This is a genomic window from Mangrovibacter yixingensis, from assembly GCF_020523985.1.
Lineage (GTDB): Bacteria > Pseudomonadota > Gammaproteobacteria > Enterobacterales > Enterobacteriaceae > Mangrovibacter > Mangrovibacter yixingensis.
Map to the genome: position 1 here is coordinate 1,717,999 of NZ_JAIVKM010000001.1, position 17,907 is coordinate 1,735,905.

Genomic DNA, 17,907 nt, shown 5'->3' on the forward strand with positions numbered 1-17,907 from the left:
CATAAAAACTTTTCCAGCATCGACCATTCAGCATCAATTAAGTATTTATACAGCCACATTAATATTTTATAATTTAAAATAACTTGCCAATCAGTTGTTCTGTTTTCAATCTATTTATCTGGCTTTTATAGGCGATTAAGGAATGAAGAGCTTACCCTTTTGTGGCCGAAATTTTACTGGCTGAAACACTGCATGGCGCGTATCCTGCCAGAAAGTTAATATATGCCGCACAGTTTCAGGAACACAAAATGAACCGTCTTTCTCCGCTGCTGGCCAGCACACTGTTTTTCTTCAGTTGCCACACTGCTCTGGCAGCCAGCGGTTTTCGTGACATGGATTTTGGCAGCAGCCCGGATGTAATTAAAGAGAAAGCACACTGCACACTCTCTGGCCCGGTAAAAGTCGAAATTGGGGAAATGTACCAGTGCGCAGACTTCCCATTCGAAAGTGGCGTAACCCACGCCGAGTTTTTCTTTGCTGGTAACCAGTTTATTCGCCTGGGTATTCGGGTTCCAGTTGATAATACGGCGGAAACGATTAATTCGCTGGCTAAGAAATACGGGCTGGTCAGCGCACCAACAGAAGACGAAATAGCTACAGTCCGCACTACTCCTGGACAGTCAGTGATGTTTACCTTTGACGATGGAAATATCGCGCTCTACTTTGCCAGCGACAGCCAGGGCAACACCAGCACTGTATTACTGCTCTCATCTGCGGATGCCAAAGCACTGCAAGATGCCCACGCAGATGATCTGTAACCTTTTAAGGTGATTAACTCACGAATCAGAAAGTGTTAATAGAGAAGTGTGAACATCTTCTAAGATTTAACCCTAACATTTTCAGCAGCCATGCCGATAACAGCTTAACGTGAGCATTTTATGCGCACGTTTGCTTATTCGCCGATTAGGGTTTTCCCTTTTCATGTCCTGTATCGTTCCGATATTTTTACTAAATCAGGATATTAAGATGGATGTATCACAGATTGCTGAACTGTCTACTGGCCTGACCACCATGCAAACCAACAACGAGGTTAACACCTTGATGCTGAAGAAAACGCTGGATAGCCAGGCGTCAGTAGCTACGCAGTTGATTAACGCAGCACCTTCACTCCCGGCAAACCCGGCCGTGGGTCGTAATATCAACACAACAGCCTGATAAGCAACCTGCTCAGGTACTTTCCACTATCCCGGGCCTTACCGGGATAGTTTTTTAATCAACTTGCTATCAGTTATGTTTGTCAGACTCGCCTAAAAAATAGAACCCAAAAGGCAAAGAGCCGATGATGGTAAACATCAGGGTGTAAATCAGTACCCACGCACTTTGCATAAAGTACATAGAAACCGACCATTCAGACATCGGCATATTGTATTCATCTACAACCCCGCCAAATGTGGCTTTGCCAATCACCGAAAGAGCAACAATAAAGACAAGTGCAACGCACAACAAAAATTTTTTGCCATTACGAGTGTGAAGTTTTTCGAACATAGCGCCTCCTGATGGATGTTGATTCAATGCGCTGGTTGTGTAAACAAGGTGTTACTTTTACCATATTCAGGCTTTAGGGTGAATGGCTATCAGTCACAACTCCACTCCCGCAGTAACAAATCTCGGCCTTAAAGCCCCGTCATATGCCGTTTCACCACAAAAATGTGCCCTGACTGGCAAACGAAGAAAAATTTTCGCTAATAAATTCCCCTATCGTAAATCTTGCGCTAACTCTGCCGATAATTCCATGACAACACGTAACTAGCGCAATCAGATTCAGTAAGCACAACGACATGAAAAAATATGAACAAAACAATTTTTACTGCCGCTAATGTGCTTCCTCTGGCAAACAGCCGGGGAATTGTCAGGCGCACTCTCATTACAATGATAATCATGATTAGCGCCATTTTTATGACGGTCATCGTTACGCTGTTTTCTATTGCCAATACACTTAATCAACAATCTGACCTGCAGAATCAACATCTCCTTTTGAAAGCGCTAAATACACGCCAGGAAGCAATCCGTACACATCTTGATGATAATGCAAACTGGGGAGAAGCCTACACAAACCTTCATGTGAAGTTGAATACAAAATGGGCATGGGATCAGCAAAACCTGGGCAGCTCACTTTATACCGCTTTCCAGTTCGAAGGCGTATTCGTGCTTGGTCCGGAAGATATTACTCGCTACAGCGTAATCAGTGGCAAGTTGGTACACACACCGTTCCAAAACTGGTTAAACATACCCGTGTTACCCATGCTCCACCAACGCCTTCACCAATCTGGGGGTAAAGCTATTTCTCAATTTGCTATTGCCAATAACACGCTTGTTTTGTTGGCAGCCGCAGAGATTCAGACAGGTGATGATAACACTATCAATCCAGTGCCTGGCCCACCGTCCATTATGATTTTTGTCGACCGTCTCACCCCTGAAAAATTACGTGAAATGGGCCTTGAGTACGGTGTTCTGAATACCCATATCCATACCCGCTCACAACAAATTGATTCAGACAAACCTGAGTCAGGGTTTCCGCTGCGAACCAGTACCGGCATCATCAGTATAGAATGGACCAGTTCAAACCCAGGAGGGGCGCTATTAACCTGGGTGCTACCTTCAATGGTATTTCTCTTCTTTGCCACACTATTTTTGGCGCTGGCTCTGATGCGCCACGCCATGCTCAGGGCGCGCATGAATGATGAAAGCACATTTTTATTGGAACAAGGCCGAATGGCGCTGGCTGCAAGCGAACAACGTTTTCGGGATGTTGCGGAAACAACCAGTGACTGGATTTGGGAAACTGACGATAAGCTCTGTTTTAGCTGGATTTCAGGTAGTTTTCCTATGATAAACGGCACCCCAGAACAATCATGGATTGGCCGCCCACTTACAACATTTCTGCTCGATTCACAGCCCATATATCGCCTGACGCAATGGGCCAGTTCAGCGCCTCTTGGCAGCCACCTGTCACTCGAACAGTGCCAATACCACACGCCCAATAAACAACCACATTATTGCAATCTGGTTATAAAAAAAGTCAAAAAATCAGATGGTCGCCAAGGGTTTAGGGGAACAGCAAATGATGTCACACAGAAAGTTGAAACCCAGGCAAGGGTACGTTACCTCTCTGAACATGACGAGCTGACCGGGTTACCCAATCGGGTCCAAATGCAGCAGTTTTTACACCAAAAACCCTTAACACAACTTGGCCATGACCAGCAGATTGCCGTACTTACAGTGGACCTGGATAAATTCAAACCGGTGAATGATCTGTATGGCCATTCTGTGGGTGATAAAATCCTGCATGATGTTTCTGCCCGCATGCGTGAACATGTGCCCGACACGGGTTTAGTCACCCGCTACGGCGGTGATGAATTTATTATCATACTCCCCACCACAACCGGTTCTCAGGAACCAGAAAGGCTTAGTGATGCGCTACTTTCGAGCCTGACTCAAGCGTTTCACCTTGAAGACAGCGATGTTTTTATTGGGGCCAGTATTGGTATTGCTATCGCACCACTTCACTCAACAAATGTTAATGATTTACTGCGTTATTCAGATATCGCCCTCTACCAGGCCAAGCATGATGGCCGCAACTGCTGGAGGCTTTACCACCCTTCTATGGAAGAGCAAATCATCCAGCGGCGTGAATTGGAAAATGAACTTCGCGATGCCATTCATACCGGGCAGTTGCACCTGGTGTACCAGCCACGCCATGATGTGCGTACAGGCAAAGTAACGACCATCGAAGCACTTATTCGTTGGCAACATCCACGGCTTGGTTTACTTCTGCCAGATCAATTCATCCCTCTGGCAGAAGATACAGGGCTTATCTTTCAGCTTAGTGACTGGGTACTGGCCACCGCCTGCCGGGATGCCGCTATTCACTTCGATACGGTTTCAGTGGCGGTGAACATCTCTGCGATTGAATTTCGTGTTTCTGGGTTTGTTTCACGCATTCACCATGTGTTGACCACTTCCGGGCTATCACCATCACGACTGGAAATAGAAATATCAGAAAATACAGCGCTGAGTGACCCGGACAGAGTCACCGATATCATGTTGTCATTAAAAAGTATTGGGGTACGCTTTCTGATTGACGATTTCGGTGCAGGTTATGCCTCATTGAGCTACTTACATGGCTTTCCTTTCGATGGAATCAAACTGGATAAATCTTTCGTAATACCCACTGATACCTCCGAAAATGCCCGTCGGGTAGTGGAAAATATTGTTGGGCTCGGTAAAGCCTGCTCCTTACATATTACTGCTGAAGGGGTTGAGACCCAGGAGCAGTTAACCTATTTAGAATCTTTACGTTGTGATGCTTTGCAAGGGTACCTTATTGGGCGCCCTGTGCCATTGAAAGAATTGAAGCAATGTTTGAATGAATAACCCAAAAGCCCTATTTATCCTTAGTGCATACATTAACAGGCTGAGATGACTAACCGCGGTCACTCGTGAGATTAGTAGCTGTAAAAACCCGGCATGAGACCGTTCTTGAATAAATTAACTACCAGATTCATCACAGGGTGCTCAGATTTTGGCGTTAATACTTTGACATCAATACCCTGGCATAAACTTCAGCAGACCATTACGAACGGCCAAGTGTAATATTATTAGTCTGAGTGACAGATGAATATGATGAAATTTAAAACGAGTGTAAAACCAACAGTAGTGTGCTTACCCAATTTATTCTCTCGATGTAAAAAACCCCGGCAAGCGGGGTTAGTCTACATGAATTCATTTAGCTATTGTTACTATCTCTGAGCAGTAAAGCCTGGAGATGATCAATCTAAGGGTTTCGCGTTACTATCTTTATTAACATTATTTTTTAATCTTCCCTCGCTGGGTACGAATAACAAAATATTATAACAAGCCCAATAATCCTAAAACGGTAAAATGGAAACTTATCATTAATGCCAATTCAGGCCGTAACACGGTCTTTAGAACGAATACCCCAAGCCGACAACCCATGTTTTCGCTTTAAAATCATCGAGTTTTGCAAATTCCCAGGCTGTATCAACAACAATATTATGAGTTATGTTCGTTTGCATGCCAAAGCCAAGAGCAACATTATTAGCCCGTTCAGAGTAATAACTCCGGCCATCTGCAGAGGACGTATAAGTACTGGCTTTTCCGTTTGCCCAGCCCACAAGGCCATAACCTGAAAAATACTCATTCAAGCGATAAGATGGCCCCACGGTTATACTCGTGTATTTTAGGATTGTGTTACTCTCTGAACTTAAGTAAGCACCGTCATAAGATTTACGTGTATGAGTTAGTGATGTTATTACACCGAAGCCATTCTCAATTTCATAATTAAGCTTTATATTAATTCCACGCGGCTCATCTGAAAGTTTATAACCATCATACTTAGCATGGCTTTGTGCGAAACCAGCAGAAAGTGTTGATTGTCCGTCATAAGCCAGAGCAATTGATGAGAAGCTTACAGTGCTGGCAGCTAATACCAGAGCGTTTATTGTTTTATTCATTAATAAATTCCCAATTCCATTTAGTCAAAATCCAGTGGATTATAAAATATGAAGATAAACACTCTATAAACAAAAAGTGAATTTCAATATTTTAATACAAAAAAATAACCAACCTGACATTCTTTTTGCAGGTTCTTCTTTCCTTTTGAATCAGCATGCTCTGCATTCTTGTAAACAAGGCCTTTTCTGTACTACCAGCGCTTAATAGCAACAAACATTTTGGACTGATTCTTGTAAGTGTCGTCGTATCCTTATTTACCTAAAAACCTTTTACTAAGTAGTGGCACCTGGTTCTGCCTCGCCTGGGAGTAACTGCTCTGTTCCTGCACTGAACGCTGTGCACACCCGTGGGGCTGAAGTCAGAAACAGTAAAATCAGAGCGAATTAACAAGAATATCCTTAGAATAGGCAGTAGGGTATTGAATGACTAGTTAAATCAGACCTTAGTATTAGAATGTGAACACCTGCCTGGTTAGGCTGGTAACTAACTTATTATTTTTATTAAAAAACATCAACAGCATTGACGCGCAAACCAGACAGGAAAAGATATGTTGTTTCCACTTCATCAGTAAAATATCGAGACAGAGAGAATATTGATGGCAAGGACGTATACACCCGGTTATTGCATTGTTGAACAACCAGGAACGCTGGATTTTCAGGCCAGAATGTTATCCCAGGATTACAAGAGCGATGCCGCTAAACAGTTCATGCAGGTTACCGCATACACTGTGGCTTAAACCCGGTGAGATACTGGCCATAACGGATCCCAGTGCACCATTGACGACATCAATGCTTAATCAGTTCAGATAGACCAAACATAAAGTTAAAATACTGCTATATAAAGACGCCTATAATGATGAATTTGCGCAAAAACTCCTGGGCCACACATCAGAAAATACCACCCGCATCTACCTTGATGAACGCGATAATAAAGCTTTCGTGATGCTGTGAATTTATACCGGTTGCGGTTACCTCTGTGTGAATGTTGTGGTATAACGGGAAAAGGCCGGAATACAGAAATTCGGGCGGATTTTGGGATCGTTCCTGTAATTCTCTGATTTATAAGGCGACAAAAAAAAGACCGAATACGATTCCTATATTCGGTCCAGGGAAATGGCTCTTGGGAGAGAGCCGTGCGCTAAAAGTTGGCATTAATGCAGGCTATTAGCCTTGCCTTTTAAGAATAGATTACCGCGTCAGCTTTTCCAGTGTTTGGCAAAATTGGAGCATAAAAAACATTAACTGACGGGTAATAGTCGCGAAAAACCCGTAACAGAAACAACTCTGTTACGGGTTTTCTTTTATTTATGGCATCAGTAAATCAACCAGTTAACCACACAGGTGGCTTGCTCGTTCAATAAATGGCTGCAATGACATTTTTTTACCGGGATGTTGGGGATCATCTATCTGAATAACGGAGATTGGCTGCCCTGAAGCTTTTCCTTCTGCCACTTGCTGCTCTGCAACCTGGTTTAGAGGGTATTGCATCAACGTACTCGGGTTAATGACATAAAGCGCATTACCCGGGCGGCACACCAGCATGACCTCTTCGCGGTTAAAGGCCCATTTATCTTTACCCACTTGAAACCGGCTTACAGTCTGTATTTCAGAAGACGCCTGAGCCACGAATGTTGTAGCCAATAACGCCAGTCCAATAGTTAACTTTCTCATTTATCTTGCTGCTCTCTTCAAGCCCGGACAGCAGAAAAACGCTGGCGGCCCGGTTTGTTACCCAACAGAAATTTGCCCCAGACTATAACCATTATTTACCCTCTGCGTCACCCTTCATGCGGTAAAGAATTCATGCGATTCTATTGGGACTAACCTAAAGACCAAGTCTTATCACAGGGTTTATGATTCCCTGATTACAGGGTACACTTCGTGTGTTATCAGGAGGCGTTATGAATACAAACCTTGCAAATATTCCCCAGGAAGAAATGGACAAAATCAATGTAGACCTCGCTGCAGGAGCGGTCGCATTCAAAGAACGCTACAACATGCCGGTTATTGCAGAACAAGTAGAGCGAGAACAACCAGAGGCCCTGCGAACCTGGTTTCGTGAGCGCTTAGTTGCTCATCGACTGGCATCTGTAAATCTCTCTCGCCTGCCTTATGAACCAAAATCGAAATAACGATTACATCAAGTGACATTTTTTTACTCAATATCCCTTAGAGCCTATCCCATTAGGGCCATTTTACTTGCCATTTTGAACCTGGGCAGTGCTCGAAATCCTCACGTACTCCGTGTACGCTCCGGTTTCTACGCGCTGTCCGTGTCCAGACTGGCTGCGACAATAACGCCTGGTGGGATAGGCTGTTAATCTTTCCTATACAGACTTTCCTGATTGAAATATCTCACCCCGGTAGTGCCGGGCCTATTTTAATGGCAAATATCATCAGTACCAGTTCGCCGGGGAAAAGTGCATGTTGGGATGAGCACGGGCAATTGCTCATTCGCGCTGAAAAAGATGAAGTATGGTGATTTGCCGCCGCAAGGAAAATGTATGGCAGGGAGAGATCCTGCCACTCCTTAACTGATGAGAAAAGACAAACTTAACCCAACCGTTTTTCTGCCAGGCCAATGAGGAAAGCACATTCAAGCGCCACTGTATCGTAATACTGGTAGCGCCCTGATTTACCGCCGTGGCCTGTTTCCAGATCGGTCCATAGTAGCAACAGATGTTGATCTGTTTTCAGCTCTCTTAATCGAGCTACCCACTTTGCAGGCTCCCAGTACTGAACCTGGGAGTCATGTAAGCCTGTTGTCACCATCATATGCGGGTATGCCTGCCGTTTGACCTGGTCATAAGGACTCCATGATTTGATAGCCCAGTAATCTTCAGGGATATGGGGATCCCCCCATTCTTCATACTCGCCAGTAGTTAGAGGAAGAGATTCATCGAGCATCGAGGTCACTACATCAACAAAGGGGACCTGTGCCAGTACACCACGGAAAAGCTCTGGTCGCAGGTTGGCAACAGCGCCTACTAATAACCCCCCTGCACTACCGCCCATCGCATATAACTGGTTGGAATCCCCTATACCACGAGCCAGTAGAGCCTCACACACATCAATAAAATCATTGAATGTATTGGCTTTGCGGGACAACTTTCCGTCTTCATACCAGGATTGCCCCAGTTCACCACCACCTCGCACATGGGCAATAGCATAAACAAAACCACGGTCAAGCAGACTCAGCCGTGTTGTACTGAAATCGGCGTCAATACTTTCACCATAAGCCCCATAGCCATAAACCAGCAATGGATTCTGCCCTGTCCGGAACAAGTCCTTACGCCAGACAAGCGATACCGGTACATGAACCCCATCCCGGGCCTCAATCCATATTCTGTCGCTCTGGTAGTGTTCCGATTCGAACCCATATACTTCCTGCTGTTTCAACAAACGCCGTTCACCAGTGCCCATGTTGATTTCAAATACAGTTTGCGGACGTGTCATTGAGGTATAAACATAGCGCAGCCATTCACTGCCGGGCTCATGATTATTACTGGTCCAGACTACCCAGGCGGGATCATCAAATTCCAGACGTTGTTGGTGGCCATTTGTTCTGTCTATCAGGCGTAACTGCGTCAGGCCATTCTCGCGTTCTTCAATTACCAGCCAGTGATTGAAGAGCGTGAAATCCTCAACCATCACTGTATTACTGGCAACCTGAACTATATCCCAGTCATCTCGTTTTGCCTGCGAACAGGTATACAGCCCAAAATTTTTACCATCACGGTTTGAGCGCACCCAGAATTTACCCTGGAAGTGGTCAAGGTCATATTCATGCTGTGCTTCTCGCTTAAGAAAACATTCCGGTGCCGCGCTGGAATCATTGGCATCCAGTATCCAGGCTTCACTTGTTGTAGTGCTGTGCACAGCGATAATCACACACTCAGTTGAGCGTGACTTATAGATACCAACGTAAAAACGATTATCTTCTTCCTGATAGACCAGTTCGTCATTTTCTGTAGTATCGCCAACCCGGTGCCGCCACACCTGATAAGGTAACAAGGTTACTGAGTGTTTTTTTACATAATAAAACGAAGCAGAATCATTCGCCCAAACCACACTTCCAGACAGTTCGGTAATGGTGTCATTAAGCCACGTGCCGTTAACCAGGTCCTTTAGATGTAATTGATACTGGCGGCGAGAAATGCGGTCTTCTGTTATCGCCATCAGGCAATTATTCGGAGAGACACTCAATGCACCTAAATCGTAGTATGCCCCGCCCTCTACACGTTGGTTGCAATCCAACAAGGTTTGCCACGCATCGTCACCATCACACTCTGCTGGCTGGCGCTGCCACACTGAATATTCGGCATTTTCATCAAAACATTGCCGGTAACGGTAACCGTTACGCACCCATGGGGCACTGCTCTCTTTTTTGGGCAAACGAGCAACCATTTCGTCGTAAAGTGCTTGCTGGAACTGCTCTAGTGGTGCCATGGTTTGCATGCAGTAAGCGTTTTCAGCCCGAAGATACTCCAACACTTCGGGTGACTGGCGTGAATCATCCCGTAACCAGAAATAATCATCAGGGCGAACATCGCCGTGCTGGCTTAAGGGGTGCTGTTGCTTTGCTGCCTGAGGGGGAAAAACTGGCGAACGGGCCATAATAACTCCTGAAGATGGCACAACTGCCGCACAGAATATCACGCTAATTTAGCGTGGGAAGGAATTTGCCTGTCACTTAGAGCCACTATAAACAGGCAAGCCGTACAACACGTTAGCTAACACCGTGCTTGTTACTGTGCACGGTAGTCAAGCCTAACGCTGGTAATCCGCACTACCTGCCTTACAATCCACTGTGACTTGGTAATGTAAATCTTGCTTTTTGCCACGAACAACCAGTGGCACAACCCAGGTATCGCCATTGTGGTGCATATCCTTTACATTCACCCAGGCGACGGGATCATTCTGCCCCAATGCTTTCTGGTCATCAGACCAACGTTGCAATTGGTTTTGCAGGTAATCATTTTTAACTGTTGCGGCAATATTGTCCGCTTTCATGTTTTCACAGGAAATGAAGCTTACCCGTTTTGCTGCTGCATCAACTGTTACTGATACTGCCAGCAAAGCAAACGCCGCCATACACCCTGTTAAAATGCCTGTTTTGTTCACACGCTACTCCGTGATTTCTCATGTTGTGAGAAAAGCATGGTACAAAACAGGCAACCTGCAAGTCGATTCAGACGACTTTCACTTTCTTTTCAAGGGAAACAGGCTCATTTTCGGTAACATCTGGTAACTTACCTGAACCTAAAATACCGTTCAGTTCATCTTTGTGCTCAGCAAGCCACAATGCAAGTTCCTCGCGCTGCCGGCCTTCCATCTCGACCGGGGCACTTTCCAGGTAGTCAGTCAGGCACTCGGCCAGATCTAACATTTTGTCATAGGCATCTGCCTCTTTTTTGCTGACAAAAGACATTTTTTCCTCACCGTCTCTCACGACAACATATTTAACTACGACTGCCATCATGCTGCTCCAATTACTGTGTTTATATCCAGCATACGTGAAAGCGGGGTAAAAATGCAAACCCGCTGCCAACGCAAACGTTTTCGTATATACTGCCGCTGTTTTTTTCACATCAGGTACTGCGATATGGCTATTTTAGGAACTGCGCTGCGTCCGGCAGCAACACGCGTAATGCTTCTTGGCGCTGGCGAACTGGGTAAAGAAGTGGCGATTGAATGCCAACGGTTAGGGTTGGAAGTAATAGCAGTCGATCGTTATGCTGATGCGCCTGCCATGCACGTTGCTCATCGTAGCCATGTAATTAATATGCTTGACCCAGTGGCTCTGAAAAAACTGGTCGTAGAAGAAAAGCCCGATTACATCGTACCGGAAATTGAAGCAATCGCTACGGAAATGCTGGTTGAACTGGAAAACCAGGGGCAAAAGGTTGTTCCCTGTGCCAAAGCCACTCGTCTGACAATGAACCGTGAAGGTATCCGCAGGCTCGCAGCAGAAGAGCTTGGCTTGCCCACCTCCACATATCGTTTTGCCGATACTCAAGCCGATTTTGTCGCCGCCTCGAGCGAAATTGGCTTCCCTTGCATCATTAAACCGGTAATGAGTTCTTCTGGCAAAGGGCAGAGTTTTGTCCGTGATGCCAGCCAATTAGACAATGCCTGGCATTATGCTCAGGAAGGTGGCCGCGCAGGGGCTGGCAAAGTGATCATTGAAGGTGTGGTCAAATTTAATTTCGAAATTACCCTACTGACGGTAAGCGCGTCTGATGGTGTTCACTTCTGCGCGCCTGTTGGCCACCGCCAGGAAGATGGCGATTACCGCGAATCATGGCAACCACAGGCTATGAGCGAACTGGCTTTAACCCGCGCACAGGCAATTGCAGAGAAAGTTGTTCTGGCTCTGGGTGGTTATGGTTTGTTTGGCGTAGAACTGTTCGTTTGTGGCGATGATGTCGTATTTAGTGAGGTGTCTCCTCGCCCACATGATACGGGTATGGTCACAATGATCTCTCAGGATTTATCAGAATTTGCACTACATGTCCGTGCTTTCCTGGGGCTGCCTGTTGGGAATATTCGCCAGTACGGCCCTTGTGCTTCAGCCGTTATTCTGCCGAATCTGACCAGCCAAAATGTACGTTTTAGTGGTGTTGAGAACGCGCTCAGTGCGGGTGTTCAAATCCGTTTGTTTGGTAAACCTGAAATTAATGGCTCTCGCCGTATGGGGGTTGCACTGGCTGCGGGGGAAACCATTGAAGATGCCGTTACCCGAGCAAAATCCGCAGCAGGCAAAGTAACGGTTAACGGCTAATGTTTTATAGCTGACACGATAACGACTAAAACGGCGCCCGAAGGCGCCGTTTTTATATAAATAAGGAATTCAGAGTAACCTGGCCTTATGATTTTGCACCTTCAACAGCTTCACGCGCCAGGCGAGTAATACGGTCGTAATCACCAGCTTCCAGAGCATCAGCCGGAACCAACCAGGAACCACCAATGCACAGTACACTTTTCAGTGCCAGGTAATCACGGTAGTTCGCTGGAGAGATACCACCAGTTGGGCAGAAACGCACCTGAGAGAACGGGCCTGCAATGGCGGATAAAGCTTTGGTGCCACCGTTAGCTTCTGCCGGGAAAAATTTGAATTCACGTAAACCGTAATCCATACCCAGCATCAGTTCAGAAACAGAGCTGATCCCAGGGATAAGTGGAATGGTGCCTTCGGTTGCTGCTTTCAGCAGGGAGTCGGTCAGGCCCGGGCTGATAGCAAACTGTGCGCCAGCTTCGGTAACTTCTGCCAGTTGTTGTGGATTCAGAACGGTACCAGCCCCAACGATAGCATCCGGCACTTCTTTTGCAATCAGACGGATAGCATCAATAGCACAAGCAGTACGCAAGGTAACTTCCAATACACGCACACCACCAGCTACCAGTGCTTTTGCCATCGGTACTGCATGCTCAAGTTTATTGACAACAATAACCGGCACTACAGGACCTGTTTTCAGGATCTGTTCCGCACTTGTTTTCCAGTTTTTCATCAGAAAATGTCTCCCGACAACGTTTAGTCAGCGTTACGGCGCAAATGCGCCTAGTGTTAGAATGAAATACAGGTTGCGCCCTGTTCCGCACCGGATAAGTTTTCACGCAATGCGCCAAATAACTCACGGCCTGTCCCCACACGCTGAGCGCTGAGGTCCGGGTGGAACGGTTCACGTTCTTGTAGTTCCGCGTCACTAACCAGTAAGGTCAACTCACCAGTTTTTCCGTTTACGCGGATCATGTCGCCATTTCGGACTTTAGCCAAAAGGCCACCATCATAAGCCTCTGGAGTCACGTGAATTGCAGAAGGTACTTTACCTGAGGCTCCGGACAAACGGCCATCCGTTACCAGTGCAATTTTGAAACGACGGTCCAATAATACACCAAGTGGCGGCATGAGTTTATGTAATTCTGGCATCCCATTCGCTTTTGGTCCTTGATGACGGACAACGACAACGCAATCTTTATCCAGTAACCCCGCTTCAAACGCAGGAACAACATCGTGCTGGCTTTCAAATACTACGGCAGGAGCTTCAATAATTTGAAGCTCCTCGGGCACCGCTGAGGTTTTCATTACTGCGCGTCCAAGGTTACCGCTCAGTACTTTGGTACCACCATGGTGGGAGAATGGCTTGTCGATGGAAGCGATAATATCCTCATCCAGTGATGTGGTTGCCCCATCACGCCAGTCAAGCTTGCCTGCATTCAACCAGGGTTCCATGGTGTAATGTTGCAGACCAAATCCCGCAACGGTATTCACGTCTTCATGCAACAAGCCGCCTTTGAGTAATTCACGCATCAGAACAGGAACACCACCAGCAGCCTGAAAGTGGTTGATATCTGCCGGGCCATTTGGGTAAAGGCGCGCCAGCAGCGGCACAACAGAAGAAATTTCTGAGAAGTCATCCCAGTTAATGATAATGCCTGCGGCACGAGCCATAGCAACAAGGTGCATAGTGTGGTTCGTAGAGCCACCAGTGGCCAATAACGCAACAATGCCATTAACAACAACTTTTTCATCAATCATTTTGCCAAGTGGCATCCATTCACTGCCGTTACCGGTCAGCCGTGTTACCTGGCGTGCGGCAGCACTGGTAAGCTCTTTACGCAGAGGCGCATCAGGATGAACAAAAGAAGACCCGGGTAATTGCATGCCCATAAACTCAATCACCATTTGGTTGGTGTTCGCGGTACCATAAAATGTGCAAGTACCTGGTGCATGGTAGGATGCGGCTTCTGACTCCAGTAATGCCGCCCGGTCAACTTTCCCTTCTGCATATAATTGGCGAATGCGCACTTTCTCTTTATTGGCCAGTCCACTCGCCATTGGGCCCGACGGTACAAATACAGATGGCAGATGTCCGAAAGAAAGCGCAGCCATAGCCAATCCGGGGACAATTTTGTCGCACACGCCAAGGAACAGCGCGCCATCAAACATATTATGAGATAAACCAACCGCTGCAGACATGGCAATAACTTCGCGGCTTAGCAAAGAGAGTTCCATTCCATCCTGGCCTTGTGTCACGCCATCACACATTGCCGGAACACCACCTGCGACCTGGCCAACAGCACCTACGGAGTGTAATGCTTCACGAAGTATCTGTGGGTAAGTTTCATAAGGTTGATGCGCAGACAACATGTCGTTATAGGCGGTAATAATGCCAATGTTGTTACGCAGCATATTCTTCAAAGAGGTTTTATCTTCTGCCTGGCAGGCTGCAAACCCATGGGCCAGGTTACCGCACGCCAACTCTGCGCGGTGTACCGTTTTACTTTTTGCTTGTTCAATCCGGGCAAGATAAGCCTCGCGAGTTTCACGAGAGCGTTCAATAATTCGATTTGTTACGCGTAACAATACAGAGTTCATAAAAGGTCCTCATAGTTCTGTCTGCCAACGGCAGTTTTTTCGGGCATATCAGTGTGCCTTGAAATGGCCTTTATTGCTGATATGCCGTACTCCAGGGGCAAAATCGCTTCAGCTAGTGTAAATAAAAAAGCCCCGCTGGTGAATCCAGTCGGGGCTTTAATTTTAAAAAATTACCAGCTTTCTGTGTTAGATCATGTTACCGGTAAAGTTACAACCAGCTATTCCCTGTCAGAACTTACTCAAACTCATTCCAGGAACGCCCATCACGGGTGATCATGGCAACGGAGGCCACTGGCCCCCAAGTTCCGGCCTGGTAGGGTTTTGGCGCTTCATTATCTGCAGCCCAAGCTTCTGTAATGGAATCCACCCATTTCCATGCTTCTTCAACTTCATCACGGCGCACAAACAGCGCCTGAATCCCACGCATAGTTTCCAGCAACAAACGCTCATAAGCATCTGCCAGGTGGGTTTCATTAAAGGTTTCTGAGTAGCTCAGATCCAGTTTAGTGGTCTGCAGGTTGTGCTTATGATCAAGGCCTGGCACTTTGTTCAGAATCTGAATATCAACACCTTCATCTGGTTGCAGGCGAATTGTCAGCTTGTTCTGAGGTAACTCCTGCCAGGATTCTTTGAACAGGTTGAGTTCCGGATTCTTGAAATAAACGACAACTTCTGAGCATTTTGTCGGTAAGCGTTTCCCTGTGCGCAGGTAGAATGGAACCCCAGCCCAGCGCCAGTTATCGATATCAACACGGATAGAGACAAACGTTTCGGTATCACTGCTTTTGTTCGCCCCTTCTTCTTCCAGGTAACCCGGTACTTTTTTGCCTTGCGCAAACCCAGAGGTATATTGCCCACGCACTGTTTTTTCGCGCACGTTTGAGCGGTCTATCCGACGCAGAGATTTTAGTACCTGGACTTTGGCATCACGTATGCTGTCCGCCGTCAGGTCAGACGGGGGAGACATGGCAATCATGCACAAAATTTGTAATAGATGGTTTTGAATCATATCGCGCATCTGGCCAGCTTTATCAAAGTAGCCCCAGCGCCCTTCAATTCCTACTTCTTCTGCAACCGTGATTTCAACGTGGTCAATAGTCCGGTTATCCCAGTTATTGACAAACAGTGAGTTGGCAAAACGCAATGCCAGCAGATTCAGTACCGTTTCTTTCCCAAGATAGTGGTCAATACGGTAGACCTGGCATTCTTCAAAATATTTTCCAACCTGGTTGTTAATCTCTTGAGAGGTTTCCAGAGACGTACCCAGTGGTTTTTCCATCACAACACGTGCTGGTTTGGCATTCAGTTTAGCTTCACCCAAACCTTTGCAAATGGCTCCGAAGGTGCTGGGTGGCATAGCGAAGTAGTTAATAGTTGTGCGGTTTTTCTGATCAAGAACTTTACCCAACCGGGAAAACGCTTTGGTTTCATTGACATCAAGGTTGCAGAATTCAAGCCGGGCGCTGAGTTTATCCCACAACGCTTCGTTGATTTTCTCTTTCATGAAGGTTTCAAGCGCTTCACGAATGACCTTGGTGTATTCTGCTTTGTCCCAATCAGCACGCCCTACACCAATAATGCGCGTGTCGTCATGTAACTGGCCCGCTTTCTCCAGTTGATACAGGGAAGGCAACAGTTTCCGGCGCGCCAGGTCCCCTTTCGCACCGAAAATAACCAGGTCGCACGCCTGAGCTGTTTGCGTTACCGCCATCTTTGTCTCCTCATAATGTCTGGCCTGATACTCAGCCAGGCCCTTATCTGTAATTTTCTTTCACACTAATGTACTGTGTTTACATCTTTAACAACACTGTACGAATGCCAAAAGGCATTTTATTGGCTAAGTTTTAAAGAATTGCCAGTTTTAGTCCTCATCTGACATTTTTCCCGTGGCAAACAAGACGCGATAAAGCAGATTTTGATGTTATGAAAACAAGACTCTGATCATGTTATGAAAAAAAACAACAACATCCTGCCACAGGTTGTATCCAATATCTGCCGCAAAAGCGTATATTCATCACAAAATTGACACGGTATCACCAGATGGCGAAATCATCCTTATCAATGAGTGTGCTGTAATCTATGAACATGCTGGACAAAATTCAGTCTCAACTGGAACATCTTAGCAAGTCGGAACGCAAAGTTGCCGACGTGATCCTCGCTTCGCCTTCTGGAGCCATGCACTCTAGCATTGCCACACTCGCCAATGAGGCGGGAGTAAGCGAACCGACTGTAAATCGCTTCTGTCGCCGCCTGGAAACCCGTGGTTTTCCCGACTTCAAACTGCACCTTGCACAGAGTCTTGCCAGTGGCACACCTTATGTAAACCGTAATGTCGATGAGGACGATACGGTTGAAGGGTACACAGCAAAAATATTTGAGTCTGCCATGGCAAACCTGGACCATGTACGCCAGCAACTCGATATGCAGGCACTCAACCGCGCCGTTGACCTTCTCACTCAGGCAAAACGTATTGCTTTTTTTGGCCTGGGTTCATCTGCGGCTGTTGCGCACGATGCAATGAATAAGTTTTTCCGTTTTAATGTGCCAGTCATCTATTCCGACGATATTGTCGTACAGCGCATGAGTTGCATGAATTGTAGCGAAAATGATGTTGTCGTGCTGATTTCTCACACTGGCCGTACTAAAAATTTGGTTGAGCTTGCGCAACTCGCTCGTGAAAACGATGCCATTGTATTATCGATAACAACCAGCGGATCCCCTTTATCATGGGAATCAACACTTGCAATTCTATTAGATGTTCCCGAGGATACCGATATTTACATGCCAATGGTGTCACGGCTTGCGCAACTTACTGTGATTGATGTACTGGCAACCGGTTTCATTTTACGTCGTGGTGCAAAATTCAGGGATAACTTGAAGAGAGTCAAAGAAGCCTTGAAAGAATCGAGGTTTGATAAAGGTTTGATGGTACCCGGTGATCAGCATTGAAATTTATAACTAAAGCTTCTTCAGTCAGTTCGTTTGGTTAATGTTATCTTTTCATTTCCAGGCGTACAGAAATACCGGGTTTTATTCACGCAACACCAAGTTGTT

16 protein-coding genes and 1 pseudogene are annotated in these 17,907 nt (G+C 46.3%); 8 read left to right on the forward strand and 9 right to left on the reverse strand.

The window, feature by feature from the left end; all coding sequences use genetic code 11:
* Positions 1–248: 248 nt before the first annotated feature.
* Together LC084_RS07950 and LC084_RS07955 are read left to right on the forward strand one after the other, a co-directional pair.
* Complete coding sequence (locus tag LC084_RS07950; protein ID WP_226570632.1) at positions 249–758, forward strand: hypothetical protein; 510 nt, start codon at positions 249–251, stop codon at positions 756–758.
* Between the two features lie 208 nt (positions 759–966).
* Positions 967–1,155 (forward strand): YjfB family protein, encoded by a 189-nt coding sequence (locus LC084_RS07955; RefSeq protein ID WP_226570633.1) that lies wholly within the window; start codon positions 967–969, stop codon positions 1,153–1,155.
* Between the two features lie 69 nt (positions 1,156–1,224).
* On the opposite strand, the gene LC084_RS07960 is transcribed toward LC084_RS07955, so the two are convergent.
* Complete coding sequence (locus LC084_RS07960) at positions 1,225–1,485, reverse strand: DUF2534 family protein (protein ID WP_226570634.1); 261 nt, start codon at positions 1,483–1,485, stop codon at positions 1,225–1,227.
* Between the two features lie 303 nt (positions 1,486–1,788).
* Here LC084_RS07960 and LC084_RS07965 point away from each other — a divergent pair, with 303 nt between their 5' ends.
* On the forward strand, positions 1,789–4,374 hold the full coding sequence (locus LC084_RS07965) for a bifunctional diguanylate cyclase/phosphodiesterase (RefSeq protein WP_226570635.1): 2,586 nt from the start codon (positions 1,789–1,791) through the stop codon (positions 4,372–4,374).
* 551 nt (positions 4,375–4,925) lie between these two features.
* Here the strand turns inward: LC084_RS07965 and LC084_RS07970 are convergent.
* Positions 4,926–5,474 carry an Ail/Lom family outer membrane beta-barrel protein gene (locus LC084_RS07970; RefSeq protein ID WP_226570636.1) on the reverse strand — a complete coding sequence of 183 codons (549 nt, stop codon included), beginning with the start codon at positions 5,472–5,474 and terminating at the stop codon, positions 4,926–4,928.
* A 596-nt stretch (positions 5,475–6,070) separates the two neighbouring features.
* On the opposite strand from LC084_RS07970, the gene LC084_RS07975 reads away from it, so the two are divergent.
* A complete protein-coding gene (locus LC084_RS07975; RefSeq protein WP_226570637.1) occupies positions 6,071–6,211 on the forward strand; it encodes a hypothetical protein in 141 nt (46 codons plus the stop codon).
* A 97-nt stretch (positions 6,212–6,308) separates the two neighbouring features.
* Positions 6,309–6,425, forward strand: a pseudogene (locus tag LC084_RS23340) (tyrosine-type recombinase/integrase); the annotation flags it as partial.
* Between the two features lie 378 nt (positions 6,426–6,803).
* Here LC084_RS23340 and LC084_RS07980 read toward each other — a convergent pair.
* Complete coding sequence (locus LC084_RS07980) at positions 6,804–7,145, reverse strand: YebY family protein (protein WP_226570638.1); 342 nt, start codon at positions 7,143–7,145, stop codon at positions 6,804–6,806.
* A 230-nt stretch (positions 7,146–7,375) separates the two neighbouring features.
* Here LC084_RS07980 and LC084_RS07985 point away from each other — a divergent pair, with 230 nt between their 5' ends.
* Positions 7,376–7,606: a DNA polymerase III subunit theta gene (locus tag LC084_RS07985; protein ID WP_226570639.1), complete on the forward strand. Its 231-nt coding sequence runs from the start codon at positions 7,376–7,378 to the stop codon at positions 7,604–7,606.
* 421 nt (positions 7,607–8,027) lie between these two features.
* Here LC084_RS07985 and LC084_RS07990 read toward each other — a convergent pair whose 3' ends face one another.
* From LC084_RS07990 to LC084_RS08000, 3 genes are all read right to left on the reverse strand, one after another.
* On the reverse strand, positions 8,028–10,091 hold the full coding sequence (locus LC084_RS07990) for a S9 family peptidase (RefSeq protein WP_226570640.1): 2,064 nt from the start codon (positions 10,089–10,091) through the stop codon (positions 8,028–8,030).
* Between the two features lie 153 nt (positions 10,092–10,244).
* Positions 10,245–10,598: a protein YebF gene (yebF, locus tag LC084_RS07995; RefSeq protein ID WP_226570641.1), complete on the reverse strand. Its 354-nt coding sequence runs from the start codon at positions 10,596–10,598 to the stop codon at positions 10,245–10,247.
* Positions 10,599–10,665: 67 nt separating this feature from the next.
* On the reverse strand, positions 10,666–10,953 hold the full coding sequence (locus LC084_RS08000; RefSeq protein WP_226571177.1) for a YebG family protein: 288 nt from the start codon (positions 10,951–10,953) through the stop codon (positions 10,666–10,668).
* A gap of 126 nt (positions 10,954–11,079) precedes the next feature.
* Here LC084_RS08000 and purT point away from each other — a divergent pair, with 126 nt between their 5' ends.
* Positions 11,080–12,258 carry a formate-dependent phosphoribosylglycinamide formyltransferase gene (gene purT, locus LC084_RS08005; RefSeq protein WP_226570642.1) on the forward strand — a complete coding sequence of 393 codons (1,179 nt, stop codon included), beginning with the start codon at positions 11,080–11,082 and terminating at the stop codon, positions 12,256–12,258.
* An 85-nt stretch (positions 12,259–12,343) separates the two neighbouring features.
* Here purT and LC084_RS08010 read toward each other — a convergent pair whose 3' ends face one another.
* The 3 genes from LC084_RS08010 to zwf all read right to left on the reverse strand — a co-directional run bounded on the left by LC084_RS08010 (position 12,344) and on the right by zwf (position 16,564).
* Entirely contained in the window at positions 12,344–12,985 is a 642-nt protein-coding gene (locus LC084_RS08010) for a bifunctional 4-hydroxy-2-oxoglutarate aldolase/2-dehydro-3-deoxy-phosphogluconate aldolase (protein ID WP_226570643.1), read from the reverse strand.
* Between the two features lie 56 nt (positions 12,986–13,041).
* The gene (edd, locus tag LC084_RS08015) at positions 13,042–14,853 is read right to left on the reverse strand and encodes a phosphogluconate dehydratase (protein WP_226570644.1); all 1,812 of its coding nucleotides are present in this window, start codon (positions 14,851–14,853) and stop codon (positions 13,042–13,044) included.
* A gap of 235 nt (positions 14,854–15,088) precedes the next feature.
* Positions 15,089–16,564 (reverse strand): glucose-6-phosphate dehydrogenase, encoded by a 1,476-nt coding sequence (gene zwf, locus LC084_RS08020; RefSeq protein ID WP_226570645.1) that lies wholly within the window; start codon positions 16,562–16,564, stop codon positions 15,089–15,091.
* 368 nt (positions 16,565–16,932) lie between these two features.
* On the opposite strand from zwf, the gene LC084_RS08025 reads away from it, so the two are divergent.
* Entirely contained in the window at positions 16,933–17,802 is an 870-nt protein-coding gene (locus LC084_RS08025) for a MurR/RpiR family transcriptional regulator (protein ID WP_226570646.1), read from the forward strand.
* Positions 17,803–17,907: the final 105 nt, after the last annotated feature.

Excerpts from the sequence above, each read along its gene's own strand:
- LC084_RS07950 (WP_226570632.1), top strand. The coding sequence starts at position 249 with ATGAACCGTCTTTCTCCGCTGCTGGCCAGCACACTGTTTTTCTTCAGT.
- LC084_RS07975 (WP_226570637.1), top strand. The coding sequence starts at position 6,071 with ATGGCAAGGACGTATACACCCGGTTATTGCATTGTTGAACAACCAGGA.
- LC084_RS08010 (WP_226570643.1), bottom strand. The coding sequence starts at position 12,985 with ATGAAAAACTGGAAAACAAGTGCGGAACAGATCCTGAAAACAGGTCCT.
- LC084_RS07980 (WP_226570638.1), bottom strand. The coding sequence starts at position 7,145 with ATGAGAAAGTTAACTATTGGACTGGCGTTATTGGCTACAACATTCGTG.
- LC084_RS08000 (WP_226571177.1), bottom strand. The coding sequence starts at position 10,953 with ATGGCAGTCGTAGTTAAATATGTTGTCGTGAGAGACGGTGAGGAAAAA.
- LC084_RS07970 (WP_226570636.1), bottom strand. The coding sequence starts at position 5,474 with ATGAATAAAACAATAAACGCTCTGGTATTAGCTGCCAGCACTGTAAGC.
- LC084_RS07990 (WP_226570640.1), bottom strand. The coding sequence starts at position 10,091 with ATGGCCCGTTCGCCAGTTTTTCCCCCTCAGGCAGCAAAGCAACAGCAC.
- LC084_RS07985 (WP_226570639.1), top strand. The coding sequence starts at position 7,376 with ATGAATACAAACCTTGCAAATATTCCCCAGGAAGAAATGGACAAAATC.
- LC084_RS07960 (WP_226570634.1), bottom strand. The coding sequence starts at position 1,485 with ATGTTCGAAAAACTTCACACTCGTAATGGCAAAAAATTTTTGTTGTGC.
- LC084_RS07955 (WP_226570633.1), top strand. The coding sequence starts at position 967 with ATGGATGTATCACAGATTGCTGAACTGTCTACTGGCCTGACCACCATG.
- edd (WP_226570644.1), bottom strand. The coding sequence starts at position 14,853 with ATGAACTCTGTATTGTTACGCGTAACAAATCGAATTATTGAACGCTCT.
- LC084_RS08025 (WP_226570646.1), top strand. The coding sequence starts at position 16,933 with ATGAACATGCTGGACAAAATTCAGTCTCAACTGGAACATCTTAGCAAG.
- purT (WP_226570642.1), top strand. The coding sequence starts at position 11,080 with ATGGCTATTTTAGGAACTGCGCTGCGTCCGGCAGCAACACGCGTAATG.
- LC084_RS07965 (WP_226570635.1), top strand. The coding sequence starts at position 1,789 with ATGAACAAAACAATTTTTACTGCCGCTAATGTGCTTCCTCTGGCAAAC.
- zwf (WP_226570645.1), bottom strand. The coding sequence starts at position 16,564 with ATGGCGGTAACGCAAACAGCTCAGGCGTGCGACCTGGTTATTTTCGGT.